Origin of the sequence: Pseudomonas sp. NPDC087639 (assembly GCF_044743385.1) — a bacterium.
Lineage (GTDB): Bacteria > Pseudomonadota > Gammaproteobacteria > Pseudomonadales > Pseudomonadaceae > Aquipseudomonas.
The window spans coordinates 1-18,451 of the sequence record NZ_JBIUWI010000039.1 but is presented as its reverse complement, the minus strand read 5'-3'; the positions used below and the strand labels follow the sequence as shown (position 1 = coordinate 18,451).

Here is an 18,451-nt window from a genome sequence, read left to right as displayed (position 1 = left end):
CCGCTTCAGCTTCCTTCGTTGCGACGGTTTTCGATGAGTTATCAGGTTCTTGCACGTAAATGGCGTCCGCGCTCGTTCCGCGAAATGGTCGGCCAGACCCATGTGCTCAAGGCTCTGATCAATGCCTTGGACAGCCAGCGGCTGCACCACGCGTACCTGTTCACCGGTACGCGCGGGGTGGGTAAGACCACGATTGCGCGGATCATTGCCAAATGCCTGAACTGTGAGACAGGTATCACTTCCAGCCCTTGCGGCGAATGTTCGGTGTGCCGCGAAATCGACGAAGGCCGTTTTGTCGACCTGATCGAGATCGACGCCGCGAGCCGCACCAAGGTCGAAGACACTCGCGAGTTGCTCGACAACGTGCAGTACGCGCCGAGTCGTGGGCGCTTCAAGGTCTACCTGATCGACGAAGTGCACATGCTCTCCAGCCATTCCTTCAATGCGCTGTTGAAAACCCTCGAAGAGCCGCCGCCCTACGTCAAATTTATTCTGGCGACCACTGACCCGCAGAAACTTCCGGCAACGATTTTGTCGCGCTGCCTGCAGTTCTCCCTGAAGAACATGACGCCTGAGCGAGTGGTCGAGCATTTGACCCACGTCCTCAGCGCCGAAAACGTGCCGTTCGAAGACGATGCGCTGTGGTTGCTGGGTCGCGCCGCTGACGGCTCGATGCGTGACGCCATGAGCCTGACCGATCAGGCAATTGCCTTCGGTGAAGGCAAGGTTCTGGCCACCGACGTGCGGGCGATGCTCGGCACGCTGGATCACGGCCAGGTCTATGACGTGCTGCATTCGTTGATTGAAGGCGACGCCAAGGCTTTGCTCGAAGCCGTGCGTCATCTGGCCGAGCAAGGCCCGGACTGGAATGGCGTACTCTCGGAAATTCTCAACGTGCTGCACCGCGTGGCCATCGCTCAGGCACTGCCGGAAGGTGTCGACAACGGCCATGGTGATCGTGACCGCGTCCTGGCCCTGGCTCAGGCCTTGCCGGCCGAAGACGTGCAGTTCTATTACCAGATGGGCTTGATCGGTCGTCGTGACTTGCCGCTGGCGCCGGACCCGCGTGGCGGTTTCGAAATGGTGCTGTTGCGGATGCTGGCCTTCAGGCCTGCCGACACCGCGGACGCCCCGAGGCAACCGCTAAAGCCAGTGGGGATCAGCCAGGCCACAGTTGATTCCGCAAACTCCGTGGCTGCCGCGCCTAAAGCTGCGCCGGTGGTCGCTGCGGCTGTTGCGCCAGCGCCGACGCCTGCGCCAGTGGTCGAGCCTGCACCGGCTCCCGAGCCAGTGGTTGCCGCTGAACCGGAACCCGAGCCTGTCGCCGTCGAAGCCGTTGTCGACTTGCCATGGAACGATCCGGTAGAACCAGAGCCCGAGCCTGCGCAGCAACCCGCTGTCGAGCCGGTGCTGGAAACCGCCGCCGAGCAGCCCGAGCTGCCGCCGATGCCGCTGCCGACCCCGGACAGCGTCGTGCCGGACGCACCCGAGTGGGCCGCTGCGCCGATCCCCGAGCCGTCGGTCGCTGACGTCGACGCCGCCACTCCGGGCATGGAGATGGACGACGAGCCGCCGCTGGACGAGGACTACATCGAGCCGGACATGGATTCGGCCTACAGCTACCTCGACGAACTGGCCAGTGAACACGCCTCTGAACCGGCGCCGGAACCCGAGCCGGAACCTGCCGCGGCACCCGCCACCGGTCTGGCGTTGCAATGGCTGGAGCTGTTCCCGAAACTGCCGATCTCCGGCATGACCGGCAGCATCGCCGCCAACTGCACGCTGATCGCGGTCGATGGCGACCATTGGTTGATGCACCTGGACCCGGCCCACAGCGCACTGTTCAACGCCACGCAACAGCGACGTCTCAACGATGCGTTGAACCAGTTCCACGGCCGCACGCTGAGCCTGACCATCGAGCTGATCAAGCCCGAGCAGGAAACCCCGGCCCAGGCCGCGTCCCGTCGCCGAGCCAACCGTCAGCGCGAAGCGGAGGAGTCGATCCACGGCGATCCGTTCATCCAGCAGATGGTCCAGCAGTTCGGCGCGGTCGTGCGACACGATACTATTGAACCTGTCGACGCCTTGGTCGCCCAAGGCTAATAACTGAAGGGGCTCGGTCTTAACCACCGGGCGCTGTTTTGATCCAAGTACTTTTGAGGTGATTACCATGATGAAAGGTGGCATGGCCGGCCTGATGAAGCAGGCGCAGCAGATGCAGGAAAAAATGGCCAAGATGCAGGAAGAACTGGCCAACGCTGAAGTCACCGGTAAGGCCGGTGGCGATATGGTCACCGTGGTGATGACCGGTCGTCACGACGTGAAAAGCGTGAGCATCGACCCAAGCCTGGTCGAAGGCCTGAGTGAAGACGACAAAGAAATGCTGGAAGCCGTGGTTGCCGCCGCCGTCAACGACGCCGTGCGCAAGATCGAAGCCAACAGCCAGGAAAAAATGGGCGGCATGACCGCCGGCATGAACCTGCCAGCGGGTATGAAACTGCCATTCTGATTCGCCATCCGGCGGCAGATGAGCTACACAAAATGCTAGGCATTGCGCCTGGCATTTTTTTTGGCTGATCGTTCCCACGCGGAGCGTGGGAACGATCAAGTGGAACGCGCCACCGCCACAAAGGTCTGCTCCCTATACCCCTGAATTCATCATTCACAGGAGACGCTGACATGTCCGACCCTCTGACCCTAAACCAACGTATCGTTCTGGCATCCCGACCGATCGGTGCGCCGACCCCGGAAAACTTCCGCCTCGAACGTGAAGCCCTGCCGGATCTCGAAGAAGGCCAGGTTCTGCTGAAAACCCTGTACCTGTCACTCGATCCCTACATGCGCGGACGCATGAGCGACGCACCGTCCTACGCCGCGCCGGTAGAAATCGGCGAGGTGATGACCGGTGGCGCTGTCAGCCGAATCGAGCGTTCGCGTCATCCAAAATTTCACGAAGGTGATCTGGTGGTCGGCGCGACCGGTTGGCAGAGCCACAGCATCAGCGACGGGCGCAATATCATTCCGATTCCGTCCGGGCTGCCGAGCCCGTCGATGGCGCTCGGCGTGCTGGGTATGCCGGGCATGACTGCGTACATGGGGCTGATGGACATCGGCCAGCCGAAAGAGGGCGAGACTCTCGTGGTGGCGGCGGCGTCGGGCGCGGTCGGCTCGGTGGTCGGCCAGGTGGCGAAGATCAAAGGGCTGCGCACGGTTGGCGTGGCCGGCGGTGCCGAGAAGTGCAAATACGTGGTCGAGGAGCTGGGCTTTGACGCCTGCATCGATCACAAGGCTGCGGACTTTGCCGAGCAGTTGGCCAAGGCCTGCCCCGATGGCATCGACGTCTATTACGAGAACGTTGGTGGTCATGTGTTCGATGCGGTGGTGCCGTTGCTCAACCCCAAAGCGCGCATTCCGTTGTGCGGTCTGATCGCCGGTTACAACGCCACCGAAGCACCGAAAGGCCCGGATCGCTTGCCGATGCTGCAACGCACGCTGTTGACCAAGCGTGTGCGGATTCAGGGCTTCATCGTGTTTGATGACTACGGTGATCGTCAGCCGGAATTCATCAGCCACATGGTGCCGTGGGTGCGTGAGGGCAAGGTGAAGTTTCGCGAGGACGTGGTCGAGGGCCTGGAGCAGGCGCCTGACGCGTTTATTGGTCTGCTGGAAGGACGCAACTTCGGCAAACTGGTGGTGAAGGTCGCCCAGGACTGAGTATTTGACGCTGGCCAGAGGCGCGGGTATAAACCGCGTCTCGTTGTTTTGTCGGACTTTTTACCCATGAGCTTCAGCCCTTTGATTCGCCAACTGATTGACTCCCTGCGAATTCTGCCGGGTGTGGGTCAGAAAACTGCCCAGCGCATGGCGTTGCAGTTGCTCGAACGTGATCGCAGTGGCGGTCTGCGTCTGGCCCAGTCCTTGAGCCAGGCCATGGAAGGCGTCGGTCACTGCCGCCAGTGCCGTACGCTGACCGAAGACGATCTGTGCCCGCAATGCGCCGATACCCGTCGCGACGATACGTTGCTGTGCGTGGTGGAAGGGCCGATGGATGTTTATGCGGTCGAGCAGACCGGATTCCGTGGGCGTTACTTTGTGCTCAAGGGGCATTTGTCGCCGCTCGACGGGCTCGGGCCTGAGGCTATCGGCATTCCGCAGTTGATTGCGCGGATTGAAGAAGCCGGCACGTTTACCGAAGTGATCCTCGCCACCAACCCGACCGTGGAAGGTGAGGCGACGGCGCATTACATCGCCCAACTCCTCAACAACAAAGGTTTGATCGCTTCGCGAATTGCTCACGGTGTGCCGTTGGGTGGTGAGCTGGAGCTGGTGGATGGCGGCACCTTGGCGCATTCGTTCGCCGGGCGTAAACCGATCGCCCTCTGATATTTATGGTGTCTGATTTGACGCCTTCGCGAGCAGGCTCGCTCCCACAATGAATTTGTGTCGTTTACAAATCCCCTGTGGGAGCGAGCCTGCTCGCGAATGGCATACCTCGGTTTGACTGATTCACACAATATTGTTGAAAACCAAGCAAGCGCTCGGTTAACGTCGGCGAACCCTTCCGTGGAGCTCGCCCATGCCTGCCTTTCAGGAATACTTCGACCCCGGCCACCAATTGGTCCGCGACAGCGTCAGACGTTTCGTCGAGCGTGAGATCCTGCCGGACATTGATCTGTGGGAAGAATCAGAAAGCTTCCCCCGTGAGCTGTACCTGAAGGCGGGTGCCGCAGGGATCCTCGGTATCGGCTACCCCGAAGCGCTGGGTGGCAGTCATGAAGGCGATGTGTTCGCTAAGGTGGCCGCCAGTGAAGAGTTGATGCGTTGCGGCTCGGGCGGCCTGGTGGCGGGGCTGGGGTCGCTGGATATCGGCCTGCCACCGATCGTCAAATGGGCGCGGCCCGAGGTGCGCGACCGCGTGGTCCCACAAGTGCTCAGTGGCGAGAAGATCAGTGCACTGGCCATCACCGAGCCCGGCGGCGGTTCCGACGTCGCCAACCTGCAAACCCGCGCCGTGCTTGACGGCGAGTTCTACCGGGTCAGCGGCAGTAAAACCTTTATCACCAGTGGCGTGCGCGCCGACTTTTATACCGTCGCGGTGCGCACGGGGGCGCCCGGTTTCGGCGGCATCAGTCTGCTGCTGATCGAAAAGGGCACGCCGGGCTTCACCGTTGGCCGCCAACTGAAGAAAATGGGCTGGTGGGCGTCGGACACGGCTGAATTGTTCTTCGACGATTGCCGGGTGCCTGTGGGAAATCTGATCGGTGCCGAGAACATGGGCTTCGCCTGCATCATGGGCAACTTTCAGAGCGAGCGGCTGGCGTTGGCGCTGATGGCCAACATGACCTCGCAGCTTGCGCTTGAGGAGAGCCTGAAGTGGGCACGCGAGCGTGAAGCGTTCGGCAAGCCGATCGGCAAGTTTCAGGTAATCAAGCATCGTCTCGCCGAAATGGCCACGGCGCTGGAAGTGTCGCGCGAGTTCACGTATCGGCAGGCAGCCAAAATGGCCGCGGGCAAAAGTGTGATCAAGGAAATTTCCATGGCGAAGAACTTTGCCACGGACACCTCCGACCGTATCACCACCGAGGCGGTGCAGATTCTGGGCGGGATGGGATATATGCGCGAGAGTCTGGTCGAGCGGCTGTATCGGGATAACCGCATTCTTTCGATTGGCGGCGGGACGCGGGAAGTGATGAACGAGATCATCAGCAAGCAGATGGGGCTTTGAATCGTTGGTGAGGCGACTGACGCCTTCGCGAGCAAGCTCGCTCCCACAGGGGATTTGTGAGCGGCACAGATCCAATGTGGGAGCGAGCCTGCTCGCGAAGGCTGACTTACAGACGCTACTTACTTATCAGTCAACGCAAACTGCGTCAGGCAGAACGTAGGAATCCCCATATCCCCCAGACGCTGTGAACCACCCAGCTCCGGCAGATCGATGATCGCCGCCGCCTCGTGCACCCGCGCACCCATGCGGCGGATCAGGTTGGCCGCGGCAATCAGCGTCCCGCCGGTGGCGATCAAATCGTCAAACATCACCACCGAATCACCTTCACACAGGCTGTCGGCGTGGACTTCCAGAAACGCTTCGCCGTACTCGGTGGCGTAACCCTCGGCCAACACGTCCGCCGGCAATTTGCCTTGTTTGCGAAACAGCACCAGCGGCTTGTTCAGTTGATAAGCCAGCACCGAACCGATCAGGAAACCGCGGGCGTCCATCGCGCCGATGTGGGTGAAGTCGGCTTCCACATAGCGGTGGGCGAAGCTGTCCATCACCAGGCGCAGGGCCGTTGGCGACTGGAACAGCGGGGTGATGTCGCGAAAGATCACGCCCGGTGTCGGGAAGTCGATCACAGGGCGTATCAGGGATATGATGTCGAAGGAGTCGAAGACCATCGTCGAGGTGTCCTGGCAGGGCTGCAAACGGCGCAGTATACCCGCGGCTGAATCGATTCGCTCGGCCGCGGGTCGAGATCAACCGTCGAGCGAGCCGCCGGCCAGGGCGCAGAGCTGGATCGGGTCGAGGATGTGAATCTCTTTGCCCTCGGCAGCGATCAGCTCGTTTTGCTGGAAACGCGTGAACACCCGCGACACGGTTTCCACCGCCAGACCCAGGTAGTTGCCGATTTCATTGCGCGACATGCTCAGGCGGAACTGGTTGGCCGAAAATCCGCGAGCACGGAAGCGCGCCGACAGATTGACCAGGAAGGTAGCGATGCGCTCGTCGGCAGTTTTTTTCGACAGCAGCAACATCATTTGCTGATCGTCGCGAATTTCCCGGCTCATCACGCGCATCAACTGGCGGCGCAGTTGCGGCAGTTGCAGGGCCAGTTCATCGAGGCGTTCGAAAGGAATTTCGCAGACCGACGTGGTTTCCAGTGCCTGGGCGGAAACCGGGTGTTTCTCGGTGTCCATGCCGGACAGACCGACCAGTTCACTCGGCAGGTGGAAACCAGTGAGCTGCTCTTCGCCAGCATCACTCAGGCTGAACGTCTTCAGGGCGCCGGAGCGTACTGCATAAACGGAATCGAACGTGTCGCCCTGGCGGAACAGGAACTCACCCTTTTTCAACGGGCGGCCCCGTTTAACGATTTCGTCCAGCGCATCCATGTCTTCCAGATTCAGAGAAAGTGGCAGGCAGAGAGGGGCCAGGCTGCAATCCTTGCAATGGGCCTGGCTGTGAGCGCGCAGTTTGACTGGCTCGGACATTTCTTTAATCCTTGTGGGAAAACACACATAAGACGTAAGGGTAACCCACGGGAGGACATTCAGGCCAGTCTGTGGCGAGATTGCCATAACGGCGTAAAGCCGCAGGGCAAGTGGCCGATAAGGTGGTATCAGAACGCATGCAAGGAATCGAATCGATGACGGCCATTGGTACGCTGGGCCTTGGTAGCAGCGGTGTTGAAGCGCTGTCGGAGGCGTTTAAAAACACGGCCGACAAGCACCACGACGCTGAATCGACAACAGGGACAACCCCGACCTTGGTCGAGGGCGTCAAAGTGTCGCTGTCCGGTGCCTCGATCGAGAAGTCGGCCAGTGCCGGCGGTGACAATCGCGACATCGAAGAAAGCGGCTTGCCCGAGAATATCCAGCAGTTGCTGAAGATGATCCGCAATTTGCAGCAGCAGATCGCCGAAAAGAACGCGCGCATCAAAGCCGTCATGGCCGACAAGACGCTCTCCACGGAAGTGAAGATCGCCAAACTCGCCGCCCTCAGAGGTGCCATTGCCGCGCTGAACAACGGTCTGATTACCGCCAATCTGTCCCTGTCCAAAGTCATGAACCAGTCCGACCTGACGCCGGAACAAACCATGAAAACCGCCTCGTTGCTGATGAAAAACTAAATCACCCGCGAGAAACGCTGGCGGTTCTGCTGTTCGAGGTACGCATCGAACACCATGCACACCGAACGCACCAACAGTCGTCCTGCCGGCAGTACTTCGATCCGCTGACTGTCCAGCGTAATCAGACCATCCTCTGCCATGCCTTGCAGTTGTGGCCACAGAGCACCGAAATAGCCCTGGAAGTCGATGTTGAATTGCTGCTCGATCTTGATGAATTCCAGGCTGAAGTTGCAGATCAACTGCTGAATCACTGCCCGACGCAAGCGGTCATCGGCGTTACACACCAGCCCACGGCTGGTCGCCAGTTGCGCGGAGGCGAGGGTGTTCTGGTATTCGTTGAGATCGCTGCTGTTCTGGCAGTAAAGGTCGCCTATCTGGCTGATCGCCGACACGCCCAGACCAATCAGATCGCAATGACCGTGAGTTGTGTAGCCCTGGAAGTTGCGCTGCAGGGTTTCTTCTTCCTGAGCTATCGCCAGTTCATCGTCGGGCAGCGCGAAGTGGTCCATGCCGATGTAGCGGTAACCGGCGGCGGTCAGTTGCTCAATGGTGCGCTGGAGCATTTCCAGTTTCTGCGCCGGACTCGGCAGTTCGTTGGCGTTGATCCGCCGCTGCGGCATGAAGCGTTCCGGCAGGTGCGCGTAGTTGAACACCGAGAGCCGGTCCGGCTGCAGGCTGATGACTTCCTCGACGGTGCGCGCGAAGTTGTCCGGGGTCTGCTTGGGCAGGCCGTAGATCAGATCGATGTTGATCGAGCGAAATTGCAGGGTGCGCGCGGCGTCAATCACGGCGCGGGTTTCTTCCAGGCTTTGCAGGCGATTGACCGCCCGTTGCACCGCCGGATCAAGATCTTGCAGGCCGATGCTGACCCGGTTGAAACCCAGTTCGCGTAGCAGGCCCATGGTTGACCAGTCGGCTTCACGCGGATCGATTTCGATGCCGTAATCGCCGGAGTCGTCATCGAGCAGATTGAAGTGCTTGCGCAGGTGCGCCATCAATTGGCGCAGCTCATCGTGGCTGAGAAAGGTTGGAGTGCCGCCGCCGAAGTGCAGTTGTTCGACTTTCTGCGCCGGGTCGAGATGGCAGGCGATCAGCTGGATTTCCTGTTCGAGCCGTTGCAGATAGGGCTGGGCGCGACCGCGATCCTTGGTGATGACCTTGTTGCAGGCGCAGTAGTAACAAATGTTCGCGCAGAACGGCACATGCACATAAAGCGACAACGGGCGCAGGGCCTTGCGGCTGTCGCGCAGGGCATGGAACAGGTCGAACGTGCCGACCTGACTGTTGAATTGCACGGCCGTCGGATACGAGGTGTAACGCGGCCCCGCCAGGTCGTAGCGGCGGATCAGATCAGTGTCCCAACGAATGGCGTCGAGCATGCGGGCATTCCCCGGATAGGCTGGCAGTGTGGCGAGTCTAGGGGAGGGCGTGCGGGGGCATCTTGATTTGCATCAACGGTGGTTGAAGGCTTGGCCCGGTTTTTGTGGTGAGGGGATTTATCCCCGATGGCCCGCGAAGCGCGCGCCATATTCCAACAGTCATAACGTGCCGACAGGTTTACGACTGCTTCGCAGCCGGTCGGGGATAAATCCCCTCACCACAGTAGATATCACTGGATCAAAGCCTTGCTTAAGGTCAGTGGCCCATCAACCAATGCTGATGGGGGCCGGGTAAGGTCCAGACACCGAACAGAATCACTAAAACCCCGCCGGCCATGCGCACGCTGCGTTTGCGCAGCAGCGCAGTCACCCGTTCCGCCGCCAGCCCGGTGGCGAGCAAAACCGGCCAAGTCCCCAGCCCGAAGGCGAGCATCAACAACGCACTGTCCAGCGCATTGCCCTGGCTCGCCGACCACAGCAATGTGCTGTAAACCAGCCCGCACGGCAGCCAGCCCCATAGCGCACCGAGCAGCAAGGCGCGGGGCAGGCTCGACACTGGCAGCAGGCGGTTGGCTACCGGCTGGATGTAACGCCACAAACCGCGCCCAAGGCTTTCGATGCGGGTCAGTCCGCTCCACCAACCGGCCAGATACAAGCCCATGGCAATCAGCAACAATCCGGCCAGCACACGCATGAACAGCGCAGCGGGGCTGTTGGCCACCGCCCAACCGGCGAGGCCGATCAGCAATCCGGCTGTCGCATAACTGAGGATTCGCCCGAGGTTATAAGCCAGCAGCAAGCGAAAGCGCCGACTGCGCTGCTCCTTGGGAATCGCCAGCGTCAGCGCGCCCATCAAACCGCCGCACATCCCCAGACAGTGGCCGCCACCCAGCAGGCCGAGGATCAGCGCCGAAACCAGTAGTGGTGCCAGTTCAAGCATGGGGTGGTGCCTTGTCGTCCGGTTTGCTGGCGTTGGCTTCGTCCACGGCGGCGGTGTGGTTCGGGTCCTGATCGTCGAACAGGATGCTGTGGGCCGGGCTGTCGAGGTCGTCGTACTGACCGCTGTCCACCGCCCAGAAGAAGATGTACACGGCGATGGCCACGATCAGCAGCGCGGCCGGAATCATCACGTAGAGAGCTGGCATCTGTACTCCAGGCCCGCGCGGCTCAGGCCGGCAGCGGGCGGGTGTCTGATCGGGTGTTTAAAACCGGCGCGCTCGGCAGGCGAGTCAGGCGCAGGGCGTTGAGCACCACGGTCAACGAACTGATCGACATGCCGACCGCCGCCCACACCGGAGTGATCCAGCCGAGGGCGGCGAACGGCAACATGAGGCCATTGTACAGCGCGGCCCACAGCAGGTTCTCGATGATTACCCGGCGGGTGCGTCGCGCCAGTGTGAACGCTTGCACCAAGGCGTCGAGACGGTTGGACAGGAGCACGGCATCGGCGCTGGTTTTCGCCAGATCGGTGGCGGAGCCCATGGCTACGCTGATGTCGGCAGCGGCCAAAACCGGCACATCGTTGACTCCGTCGCCGAGCATCAGCACTTTGCGACCTTCCTTGTGCAACTGTTGCAGCACTTGCAGCTTGTCGTCCGGGCGCAGGCCACCTCGTGCCTCGTCGATACCCAGCTCGGCAGCGACGCTGGCGACCATCGGCGAACTGTCGCCGGACAGCAGCAAGGTGCGCCAGCCGCGCGCCTTGCAAGCGGCGAGCAGAGCGGGAGCATCGTCGCGTAGACGATCGTCGAGGACAAACCAGGCCAGTGGTCCCGAGCTGTCACCGAGCAGCAGCCACTGGCCCGGTTCATCCGGCATCGTTGGCATCAGGGCGCCGCTAAGGGCGCAGACAAATTCCGCCTGGCCGATGCGCAAACGCTGTTCGCCGACCAATCCTTCGAGACCAAGCCCAGGCGTGCTCTGGACTTCTTCAGCCGCCAAAGGTGCACGGCCGAAGGCGCGGGCAATCGGATGTTCCGAACGGTTCTCCAGTGCGGCGGCAAGGCTCAGGCATTGATCGCTGTTCAGAGAGCCCAGCGGACGGATCGAACGCAGCACCAGTCGGCCTTCGGTCAGCGTCCCGGTCTTGTCGAAGATCACCGTGTCGATCTGATTCAAACCTTCCAGCACATGACCGCGGGTCAGCAGCAGACCGAGTTTGTGCAGGGTGCCAGTAGCAGCAGTAAGCGCAGTCGGCGTCGCCAGCGACAGTGCGCAAGGGCAAGTCGCAACCAGCATGGCGAGGACGATCCAGAAGGCGCGCGATGAATCCAGCTGCCACCACAACAGGCCGATGGCGGCGGCGGCGATCAGTGACAACAGCAAGAACCATTGCGCGGCGCGGTCGGCGATCTCTGCCAGTCGCGGTTTCTCGGCCTGAGCGCGATCGAGCAAACGGACGATGGCCGACAGGCGCGTGTCGTGACCCAAGGCCTGCACTTGCACGGTCAGCGCACCTTCGACGTTGAGCGTGCCGGCTGTCACGGCATCGCCCGGCATACGCGGCTGCGGCAGGTATTCGCCAGTGAGCAGCGACTCATCGATGCTCGATTGGCCGTCGAGAATCTTGCCGTCCGCCGGCAGAATCGAACCCGGTTGCACCAGAATCTGATCGCCAAGGCGCAATTCGCTGAGCAGGATGCGCTCGCTCTGGCCGGCATCATCAAGACGCAGGCACGAGGCGGGCAACAGATTGACAAGCTGTGCAGTGGCTGCGGCCGTGCGTTCCCGGGCACGGCGCTCCAGATAGCGCCCGGCGAGCAGGAACAGGGCGAACATGCCCACTGCATCGAAATACAGTTCGCCGACGCCAGTGATCGACGTCCAGATCCCGGCGATGTAGGCGCTGCCAATCGCCAGCGACACCGAGACGTCCATGGTCAGGTGGCGGGTGCGCAGGTCACGCATGGCGCCTTTGAAAAACGGTGCGCAGCTGTAGAACACGATTGGCGTGGTCAGAAACAGCGCAACCCAGCGCAGAATCGTGTGCAGTTCGGGACTGAGATCGATGTTGAATTCCGGCCAGGTCGCCATGGTCGCCATCATCGCCTGGAACCACAGCAGGCCCGCGACGCCAAGCTGACGCAGGGCGAGGCGGTTTTCACTGGCCAGTTGTTCGCTGGCGCGGTCGGCCTGATACGGGTGGGCGGCGTAACCGATGTGCCGCAGTTCGGCGAGGATCTGGCTCAGCGGCAATTGCCCGTCGGCCCAACGCACATGCAAGCGATGGTTGGAAAGGTTCAAACGGGCTTCGGCGACTGCCGGCAGCGTGCGCAGGTGTTTCTCGATCAGCCAGCCGCAGGCAGCGCAACTGATGCCTTCCATCAACAGGGTGGTTTCGGCGAGATCGCCTTCATGACGCACGAAGGGTTTCTGCACATCGGCGCGGTCGTACAGCGCCAGTTCGTCGACCAGTTGCACCGGCAGCGCGTCGGGATTGGCCGAGGCTTCGCTGCGGTGCTGGTAATAGCTTTCCAGACCACCGGCCACGATGGCTTCGGCCACAGCCTGGCAGCCGGGGCAGCAGAACTCGCGGGACTCCCCGAGTACGACGGCGGTGAAGCGGCTGCCGGACGGCACGGGCAGGGCGCAGTGGTAGCAGGGGAGTGGGGTGGTCATGGCATTTTTGAGGGGGCAAGCCCTTGTATTTGAGTTGTCCGCTTGCCCTCACCCCAGCCCTCTCCCGGAGGGAGAGGGAGCCGATTGATGTTGGCCGCAGAAGCAGCTTCATTCGCTGACATCGTCACTGTCGTACACACAACATGCAAACGCTCGAGATCAGTCCCCTCTCCTGGGGGAGAGGGTTAGGGTGAGGGGGATTCTGAAGGTGACTTACTTCTTCAGGTCTTCGGCGCCTTGCAGCGGTTCATCACCGAGCAGGAGCTCCTTGTCATGATTGACCAGTTCTTCTTCGAACATCCGCCACACGTGATCATCCTGCGACCCCAGCAACTCGACAAACCGGCGGCCGTCGATCTTGTCGCTCAACTGGCCAATGTAACGGCCCTGTTCTGTTTCGCTGCGGGTCAGGACGATCTTGCGATCCTTCTCCGGCTGGGTCGGTGAGATCAGGTTCAGCTCCAGCGTTTTTGGCTGACTGTCGCCGCTCAAGCGCAGGTCGACTTCGCCGGTCACGTCATCCAGATGCACGGCAGCGTGCATCTTCAGCGTCTGCGCCAGCAGTTCGCGATCCAGCGAACGGTTGATGCCTTTGCCGGCCTCGTAGTAGTTGTCGTTGACCAGGTTGTCCGGGTTATTCACCGCAATGGTCACCATGGACAGAGTCAGCGTCACCGAACAGGCCAGAATCGCGATGATGATCCAGGGCCAAAGGTGCTTGTACCAAGGGCTTGCGGCGTTTGCTGCGGGCATGTTCAGTTCTCTCAACGGATTTGTGGGCCGATGAATCGGCTCTTGGCTTCAACGTGGACGCTGTCGTCATCGGCATCCTTGAGGATGAATTTCACCTCGTTGGTGCTCGATGGTAATTGTTCCGGTGCGCTCGACAACTCGACCGGCATACTGAAAATCTCCCCCGCCTGAACCTTGATCTCGCGTTTGCCTTGCAGACGCAGATCCGGCAGGCCGGCGGCTTCCAGCACGTAGGTGTGGTCGCGCTGATCCTTGTTCATGATTTTCAGGCTGTAGACGTTTTCGATCCGGCCTTCGGCGTTTTCGCGGTACAGCACGCGATCCTTGCTGACGTCGAAACCCACCAGCGAACGCATGACGAACGCCGTCACCAACAGGCTGATCATCGCCAGCAACACCACCGCATAGCCGATCAGGCGAGGCCGCAGTTTATGGGTTTTCTGGCCGGACAGGTTGTGCTCGGTGGTGTAGCTGATCAGGCCGCGCGGGTAATCCATCTTGTCCATGATGCTGTCGCAGGCGTCGATGCATGCCGCGCAGCCGATGCACTCGATCTGCAGGCCGTCGCGGATGTCGATGCCGGTCGGGCAGACCTGGACGCACATGGTGCAGTCGATGCAGTCGCCCAGGCCCTGAGCCTTGTAGTCGATGCCTTTCTTGCGCGGGCCACGGCTTTCGCCACGACGCGGGTCGTAGGAAACGATCAGCGTGTCCTTGTCGAACATCACGCTCTGGAAGCGCGCGTACGGGCACATGTAAATGCACACTTGCTCACGCAACCAGCCGGCGTTGCCGTACGTGGCGAGGGTGAAGAAACCGACCCAGAAATACGACCAGCCATCGGCTTGCCCGGTGAAGAATTCGAAGACCAGTTCGCGGATAGGCGAGAAATAGCCGACGAAGGTCATGCCGGTGACGAAGCCGATCAACAGCCACAGCGAGTGTTTGGCGAGTTTGCGCAGTAACTTGTTGCCGCTCATCGGCGCCTTGTCGAGCTTGATCCGCTGGTTGCGGTCGCCCTCGGTGACCTTCTCGCACCACATGAAAATCCACGTCCACACACTTTGCGGGCAGGTATAGCCGCACCAGACGCGGCCGGCATAAACGGTGATGAAGAACAGGCCGAATGCCGCAATGATCAGCAGGCCCGAGAGCAGAATGAAATCTTGTGGCCAGAAGGTGGCGCCAAAGATGAAGAACTTGCGCTCCGGCAAGTTCCACCACACGGCTTGATGGCCGCCCCAGTTCAGCCAGACCGTACCGAAATACAGCAGAAACAGCGCGGCGCCGCCCATCATCCGCAGATTGCGGAACAGTCCGGTGAAAGCCCGGGTGTAGATTTTTTCTCGAGAGGCGTAAAGGTCGACGCTGTTGTTCGCGTTTTTGCTCGGTGGTGTGACGTCGTGTACCGGAATCTGGTTACTCATCATTGCATCCCACGGCAGTGGAAAAATGCCTCGGTCGATACGTGCCGACCGCGGTCAGAAAGGGCGTTGCAGTGGCCCAATGATACGCCTGTCACCCCGACGAACGGGTGCGACCTTTGGTCGCGTTGGGGAAAATCAATTGATGGTGTAGTGATCTGGATCAATTGACTTCTGCGCCTCAACGGTTTTGCGCATGCAGATGGGAGAGTCTAGGTGATTCATGACCTTCTTGCTGGCGCGTCGAGTTCAGCATTCGCTGTAATGGATGCTTGAAAAAGTTTCAGGTCAGTTAAATGGAAGTTGGTTGGCTGTTTGTTTGTACTGCTGAAATATATTAATTTAATTGCCTCGGGTTTGGCCTTTGATGTTTTCTGTTTTTTCCAATATGTTGATTTCAGCAATATTGATTTGCTTTTAACTTTCTAACTTTATATGGAAATGAATACGATGGCTTCTCATGGAATTCTACGATTTTTGCTCGGCATTTTTTTGTTATCTTCGGCTACTTGGGTTCAGGCGTTAGAGGGAACTCCTCGACATATGGTGTTTGCCTCTGATACCCAGTATCCCTGGACAGACAAAACGGATAGCCAGCAACCGGAGTCCGATGCGGACTTCAAAGTCCGCTCGAAATGGCTGGTTGAAACGCAACTTGCCAGTATTGCTGCTTTTCGCAACAGCCAGGGTGGGCAGGCACAGGTGCCACTCATGATCAATGGCGATATCACAGCGTTTGGTCATGGTTGGCAGCGCTCTTACATGAAGGCTGCATTGGATCAGCACTTCAAGGGCGAGTATCTGTACGGTCTGGGTAATCACGATTATGAAAACAATGTCGATGATTGTTTTAGCAATAGCTGCGCGGCGGGCAGTATCGTTGAGTTTAAAGAACATCATGAAAACAAGGTGGATAACTTTGACTTGAAGATTACCAGTGGTTTCTTGAACAGTACTTATTCGGGCAGTCTCGCTTACTCAACGAATATAGGTGAAGTCCATCTGGTTCAACTCAATAATGAGCCGACGTATACGGCCCGAATTGCGCATGCACTAAACCCTACTACTTTCAATATCAACAGCGCCTTGGATTGGCTGGAAAAAGATCTCAGTACCGCCAAGACTCAAGGTTACGCCATCATCATCAACATGCATAAGCCGTTCGATATGCAGGGTAACGAGGCGCAACTGAGACGCTTCCGTGAAATGCTCGATAAATATCAGGTCACTGCTGTATTTGCCGGTCATTTGCATCAGGATGGCGGTAGCTCTTACTGGCTGGGCAATGTGCCGATGTACCTGAGTGGGGCAACCTCGCAACAAACCTACCTGATCACCAGTTTCACCGAGGATCGCAAGCAACTGCAGATCTATCTGGTGGAGAACAATAAATGGCAGAACCGGAAGTTGATCGATACGATCCCGGTGAAATCAATCTGGGCCAGGCGTCCATGAAAAAGGCCCCGCCAATTCTCGTTGGCGGGGGCTTTTCAGTTGTTTCAAGCGTTGGCAGCGAGCCAGGGGTTTATCAAATGAACACCGCTCATTTCAAAGTCTGCGACATTACGGGTGACGACCGTCAATCCGTGTACAAGCGCGGTGGCGGCGATCAGCGCGTCGCATTCATTGGAGCGATCAGGGACATGCAGTTGTGCGCATCGTGTGGCAACTGCGCTATCAACCGACAGGATTCTTCCCGAGAACGCAGGTTTGACGTGACGCTCCAGCCAGTTACGCAGCAGGCCACCTTGGGGAGGGGCTCGGCGCTCGATGCGCAGAATGCCGGTTTCCAGTTCGAGCACAGTCATTGCCGACAAATACAGGTTTGCCGCAGGGATGCTGTTAGCCCAGGCCACCACTTGTTTATCGGCTTGGGGTTTTCGCAATTCAGAAATCACATTGGTATCGAGTAGAAACATCAGGACAGATCCACACTACGAGGAATAATGATGGCGCGCTCTGGTTCGAATTCGATTTCCGAAGCGCCAGGCATGACCAGCAGATCAACGATGCTGGTCTGATTGCCCGTCAGTTTTTGGTACTCCTCAATGCTTAGCAGCACATGTGCAGGCTTGCCACGATCAGTAATGATGACCGGGCCTTGGTGCGCGGCTTTTTTGGCACCACTTGTGTCTTGATTGAATTCGCGGCTGGAAATGGTCGTGATGGCCATCATGTTCGGCCTCCAGAAGTTCTGATGTAGAAACGTTACTACCATGAGAGTGTCCCTGCAATCGGAAAACTGGGAGGGGGACGATCGGCTTGTCACCGTCACTTCGACTGAGCGAAAGCACGCCCGCAAGCTGGGGGGCGTGCTGGGTGTTTCGGTTGGCGTTTGATGTACTGCACTGATCAGAGCAATCGGCCGCCTCCGAGTCCGTCCAGGCCACCGCCGTTGCCTGGACTGGCCAGGGCTCGGAGAGCTGAATCTGCGGATTTGGCGGGTTCTGGTGCAGGACGGAGAAAGTCGTCGGGATGGTGCGGTAATGGCTTGGCTGGCAGTGTGATTTTGTCATTCTTAAACATGCGACTTCATCCTTGAAGTTAACCCGATGTCGATCATCGGGATCGGCAAAACGCTACAGGGCCTCGGTATCCGGGTCTATTGGGTAAATGTCTCAAGTGATGACTACGCAATAAAAAAGGCCCCGCCAATTCTCATTGGCGGGGCCTTTTTTATTGCGTGAAGCGTGGGCCTTACTGCGCCTCGGCTTCCGCTGGTTTCTCACCATGGGACAGGCTGTAAACATACGCCGCCAGCAGGTGCACCTTGTCGTTGCCTTGCAGCTGTTCCTGCGCAGGCATCTGGCCCTGACGGCCGTAACGGATGGTCTGCTGCAGTTGCGCGAAGCTCGAACCGTAGATGAACGCGCCCGGGTGAGTCAGGTCAGGCGCGCCCATGGCTGGAGTGCCTTTACCCGCCGGGCCGTGGCAGGCCACGCAGTTGGCGGCGAACAGTTTGCCGCCGTTGGCTGGATCAGCCTTGGTGCCTTCCGGCAGTTTGCGGCCATCAAGGTTAGTGATCACGTAAGCGGCGACGTCGGCAACGCCTTGTTCACCAATCACTTCGGCCCAGGCCGGCATCACGGCGTGACGACCGCCCATGATGGTGGTCTTGATGGTTTCCGGCTCGCCGCCCCAGCGCCAGTCGGCGTCGGTCAGGTTAGGGAAACCATAGGCACCCTTGGCGTCGGAGCCGTGGCAGACCGAGCAGTTGGAGGCGAACAGACGGCCGCCCATCTTCAGGGCTTGCGGGTCCTTGGCGACTTCCTCGATCGGCATGGCAGCGAATTTGGCGAAAATCGGACCGAACTTGGCGTCCGAGCGAGCCATTTCCTTTTCCCACTCGTGAACGCCGGTCCAGCCGGTCTGGCCGTTGGCGAACGCGGTCTGCTTGTCGGTATCAAGGTAGTTGTAGCCCGGCAGCAGGCCT

At 59.6% G+C, this 18,451-nt stretch carries 18 protein-coding genes; 7 read left to right on the top strand and 11 right to left on the bottom strand.

The window, feature by feature from the left end:
* Nucleotides 1–33 precede the first annotated feature (33 nt).
* From dnaX to ACIOVB_RS17040, 5 genes are all read left to right on the top strand, one after another.
* Nucleotides 34–2,103 carry a DNA polymerase III subunit gamma/tau gene (gene dnaX / locus ACIOVB_RS17060; RefSeq protein ID WP_401269636.1) on the top strand — a complete coding sequence of 690 codons (2,070 nt, stop codon included), beginning with the start codon at nucleotides 34–36 and terminating at the stop codon, nucleotides 2,101–2,103.
* 67 nt (nucleotides 2,104–2,170) lie between these two features.
* Nucleotides 2,171–2,509 carry a YbaB/EbfC family nucleoid-associated protein gene (locus ACIOVB_RS17055; RefSeq protein WP_042558527.1) on the top strand — a complete coding sequence of 113 codons (339 nt, stop codon included), beginning with the start codon at nucleotides 2,171–2,173 and terminating at the stop codon, nucleotides 2,507–2,509.
* Nucleotides 2,510–2,679: 170 nt separating this feature from the next.
* The gene (locus ACIOVB_RS17050) at nucleotides 2,680–3,714 is read left to right on the top strand and encodes an NADP-dependent oxidoreductase (protein ID WP_401269633.1); all 1,035 of its coding nucleotides are present in this window, start codon (nucleotides 2,680–2,682) and stop codon (nucleotides 3,712–3,714) included.
* 66 nt (nucleotides 3,715–3,780) lie between these two features.
* A complete protein-coding gene (recR, locus tag ACIOVB_RS17045) occupies nucleotides 3,781–4,383 on the top strand; it encodes a recombination mediator RecR (RefSeq protein ID WP_187681064.1) in 603 nt (200 codons plus the stop codon).
* 193 nt (nucleotides 4,384–4,576) lie between these two features.
* Nucleotides 4,577–5,725: an acyl-CoA dehydrogenase family protein gene (locus tag ACIOVB_RS17040; protein ID WP_401269629.1), complete on the top strand. Its 1,149-nt coding sequence runs from the start codon at nucleotides 4,577–4,579 to the stop codon at nucleotides 5,723–5,725.
* Between the two features lie 119 nt (nucleotides 5,726–5,844).
* Here ACIOVB_RS17040 and ACIOVB_RS17035 read toward each other — a convergent pair whose 3' ends face one another.
* Nucleotides 5,845–6,393 carry an adenine phosphoribosyltransferase gene (locus tag ACIOVB_RS17035; protein WP_401269627.1) on the bottom strand — a complete coding sequence of 183 codons (549 nt, stop codon included), beginning with the start codon at nucleotides 6,391–6,393 and terminating at the stop codon, nucleotides 5,845–5,847.
* A gap of 78 nt (nucleotides 6,394–6,471) precedes the next feature.
* Complete coding sequence (fnr, locus tag ACIOVB_RS17030) at nucleotides 6,472–7,206, bottom strand: fumarate/nitrate reduction transcriptional regulator Fnr (RefSeq protein ID WP_187681067.1); 735 nt, start codon at nucleotides 7,204–7,206, stop codon at nucleotides 6,472–6,474.
* Nucleotides 7,207–7,361: 155 nt separating this feature from the next.
* Between fnr and ACIOVB_RS17025 the strand changes: the two genes are divergently transcribed.
* Nucleotides 7,362–7,844: a hypothetical protein gene (locus tag ACIOVB_RS17025; RefSeq protein WP_401269624.1), complete on the top strand. Its 483-nt coding sequence runs from the start codon at nucleotides 7,362–7,364 to the stop codon at nucleotides 7,842–7,844.
* On the opposite strand, the gene hemN is transcribed toward ACIOVB_RS17025, so the two are convergent.
* The 6 genes from hemN to ccoG all read right to left on the bottom strand — a co-directional run bounded on the left by hemN (nucleotide 7,841) and on the right by ccoG (nucleotide 15,021).
* A complete protein-coding gene (gene hemN, locus ACIOVB_RS17020; protein WP_401269621.1) occupies nucleotides 7,841–9,223 on the bottom strand; it encodes an oxygen-independent coproporphyrinogen III oxidase in 1,383 nt (460 codons plus the stop codon). The two genes, ACIOVB_RS17025 and hemN, sit on opposite strands and share 4 nt — an antisense overlap.
* Nucleotides 9,224–9,479: 256 nt before the next feature.
* Entirely contained in the window at nucleotides 9,480–10,163 is a 684-nt protein-coding gene (locus ACIOVB_RS17015; protein ID WP_401269619.1) for a sulfite exporter TauE/SafE family protein, read from the bottom strand.
* Entirely contained in the window at nucleotides 10,156–10,368 is a 213-nt protein-coding gene (ccoS, locus tag ACIOVB_RS17010) for a cbb3-type cytochrome oxidase assembly protein CcoS (RefSeq protein WP_187681070.1), read from the bottom strand. The genes ACIOVB_RS17015 and ccoS overlap by 8 nt, the downstream gene beginning before the upstream one ends.
* Nucleotides 10,369–10,390: 22 nt before the next feature.
* On the bottom strand, nucleotides 10,391–12,841 hold the full coding sequence (locus ACIOVB_RS17005; RefSeq protein WP_401269616.1) for a heavy metal translocating P-type ATPase: 2,451 nt from the start codon (nucleotides 12,839–12,841) through the stop codon (nucleotides 10,391–10,393).
* Between the two features lie 213 nt (nucleotides 12,842–13,054).
* Nucleotides 13,055–13,594 (bottom strand): FixH family protein, encoded by a 540-nt coding sequence (locus ACIOVB_RS17000; protein WP_401269614.1) that lies wholly within the window; start codon nucleotides 13,592–13,594, stop codon nucleotides 13,055–13,057.
* 11 nt (nucleotides 13,595–13,605) lie between these two features.
* The gene (ccoG, locus tag ACIOVB_RS16995) at nucleotides 13,606–15,021 is read right to left on the bottom strand and encodes a cytochrome c oxidase accessory protein CcoG (RefSeq protein ID WP_187681073.1); all 1,416 of its coding nucleotides are present in this window, start codon (nucleotides 15,019–15,021) and stop codon (nucleotides 13,606–13,608) included.
* A gap of 447 nt (nucleotides 15,022–15,468) precedes the next feature.
* Here ccoG and ACIOVB_RS16990 point away from each other — a divergent pair, with 447 nt between their 5' ends.
* Nucleotides 15,469–16,473 (top strand): metallophosphoesterase family protein, encoded by a 1,005-nt coding sequence (locus ACIOVB_RS16990; RefSeq protein ID WP_401269612.1) that lies wholly within the window; start codon nucleotides 15,469–15,471, stop codon nucleotides 16,471–16,473.
* Nucleotides 16,474–16,517: 44 nt separating this feature from the next.
* On the opposite strand, the gene ACIOVB_RS16985 is transcribed toward ACIOVB_RS16990, so the two are convergent.
* The 3 genes from ACIOVB_RS16985 to ccoP all read right to left on the bottom strand — a co-directional run.
* On the bottom strand, nucleotides 16,518–16,937 hold the full coding sequence (locus ACIOVB_RS16985; RefSeq protein WP_401269609.1) for a type II toxin-antitoxin system VapC family toxin: 420 nt from the start codon (nucleotides 16,935–16,937) through the stop codon (nucleotides 16,518–16,520).
* Entirely contained in the window at nucleotides 16,937–17,191 is a 255-nt protein-coding gene (locus ACIOVB_RS16980; RefSeq protein WP_187681087.1) for a type II toxin-antitoxin system Phd/YefM family antitoxin, read from the bottom strand. The genes ACIOVB_RS16985 and ACIOVB_RS16980 overlap by 1 nt, the downstream gene beginning before the upstream one ends.
* Before the next feature lie 524 nt (nucleotides 17,192–17,715).
* A partial coding sequence (gene ccoP, locus ACIOVB_RS16975) for a cytochrome-c oxidase, cbb3-type subunit III (protein ID WP_401269606.1) occupies nucleotides 17,716–18,451 on the bottom strand: 736 nt, incomplete at its 5' end.

Excerpts from the sequence above, each read along its gene's own strand:
- dnaX (WP_401269636.1), top strand. The coding sequence starts at position 34 with ATGAGTTATCAGGTTCTTGCACGTAAATGGCGTCCGCGCTCGTTCCGC.
- ACIOVB_RS17055 (WP_042558527.1), top strand. The coding sequence starts at position 2,171 with ATGATGAAAGGTGGCATGGCCGGCCTGATGAAGCAGGCGCAGCAGATG.
- ACIOVB_RS17050 (WP_401269633.1), top strand. The coding sequence starts at position 2,680 with ATGTCCGACCCTCTGACCCTAAACCAACGTATCGTTCTGGCATCCCGA.
- recR (WP_187681064.1), top strand. The coding sequence starts at position 3,781 with ATGAGCTTCAGCCCTTTGATTCGCCAACTGATTGACTCCCTGCGAATT.
- ACIOVB_RS17040 (WP_401269629.1), top strand. The coding sequence starts at position 4,577 with ATGCCTGCCTTTCAGGAATACTTCGACCCCGGCCACCAATTGGTCCGC.
- ACIOVB_RS17035 (WP_401269627.1), bottom strand. The coding sequence starts at position 6,393 with ATGGTCTTCGACTCCTTCGACATCATATCCCTGATACGCCCTGTGATC.
- fnr (WP_187681067.1), bottom strand. The coding sequence starts at position 7,206 with ATGTCCGAGCCAGTCAAACTGCGCGCTCACAGCCAGGCCCATTGCAAG.
- ACIOVB_RS17025 (WP_401269624.1), top strand. The coding sequence starts at position 7,362 with ATGACGGCCATTGGTACGCTGGGCCTTGGTAGCAGCGGTGTTGAAGCG.
- hemN (WP_401269621.1), bottom strand. The coding sequence starts at position 9,223 with ATGCTCGACGCCATTCGTTGGGACACTGATCTGATCCGCCGCTACGAC.
- ACIOVB_RS17015 (WP_401269619.1), bottom strand. The coding sequence starts at position 10,163 with ATGCTTGAACTGGCACCACTACTGGTTTCGGCGCTGATCCTCGGCCTG.
- ccoS (WP_187681070.1), bottom strand. The coding sequence starts at position 10,368 with ATGCCAGCTCTCTACGTGATGATTCCGGCCGCGCTGCTGATCGTGGCC.
- ACIOVB_RS17005 (WP_401269616.1), bottom strand. The coding sequence starts at position 12,841 with ATGACCACCCCACTCCCCTGCTACCACTGCGCCCTGCCCGTGCCGTCC.
- ACIOVB_RS17000 (WP_401269614.1), bottom strand. The coding sequence starts at position 13,594 with ATGCCCGCAGCAAACGCCGCAAGCCCTTGGTACAAGCACCTTTGGCCC.
- ccoG (WP_187681073.1), bottom strand. The coding sequence starts at position 15,021 with ATGAGTAACCAGATTCCGGTACACGACGTCACACCACCGAGCAAAAAC.
- ACIOVB_RS16990 (WP_401269612.1), top strand. The coding sequence starts at position 15,469 with ATGGCTTCTCATGGAATTCTACGATTTTTGCTCGGCATTTTTTTGTTA.
- ACIOVB_RS16985 (WP_401269609.1), bottom strand. The coding sequence starts at position 16,937 with ATGTTTCTACTCGATACCAATGTGATTTCTGAATTGCGAAAACCCCAA.
- ACIOVB_RS16980 (WP_187681087.1), bottom strand. The coding sequence starts at position 17,191 with ATGGCCATCACGACCATTTCCAGCCGCGAATTCAATCAAGACACAAGT.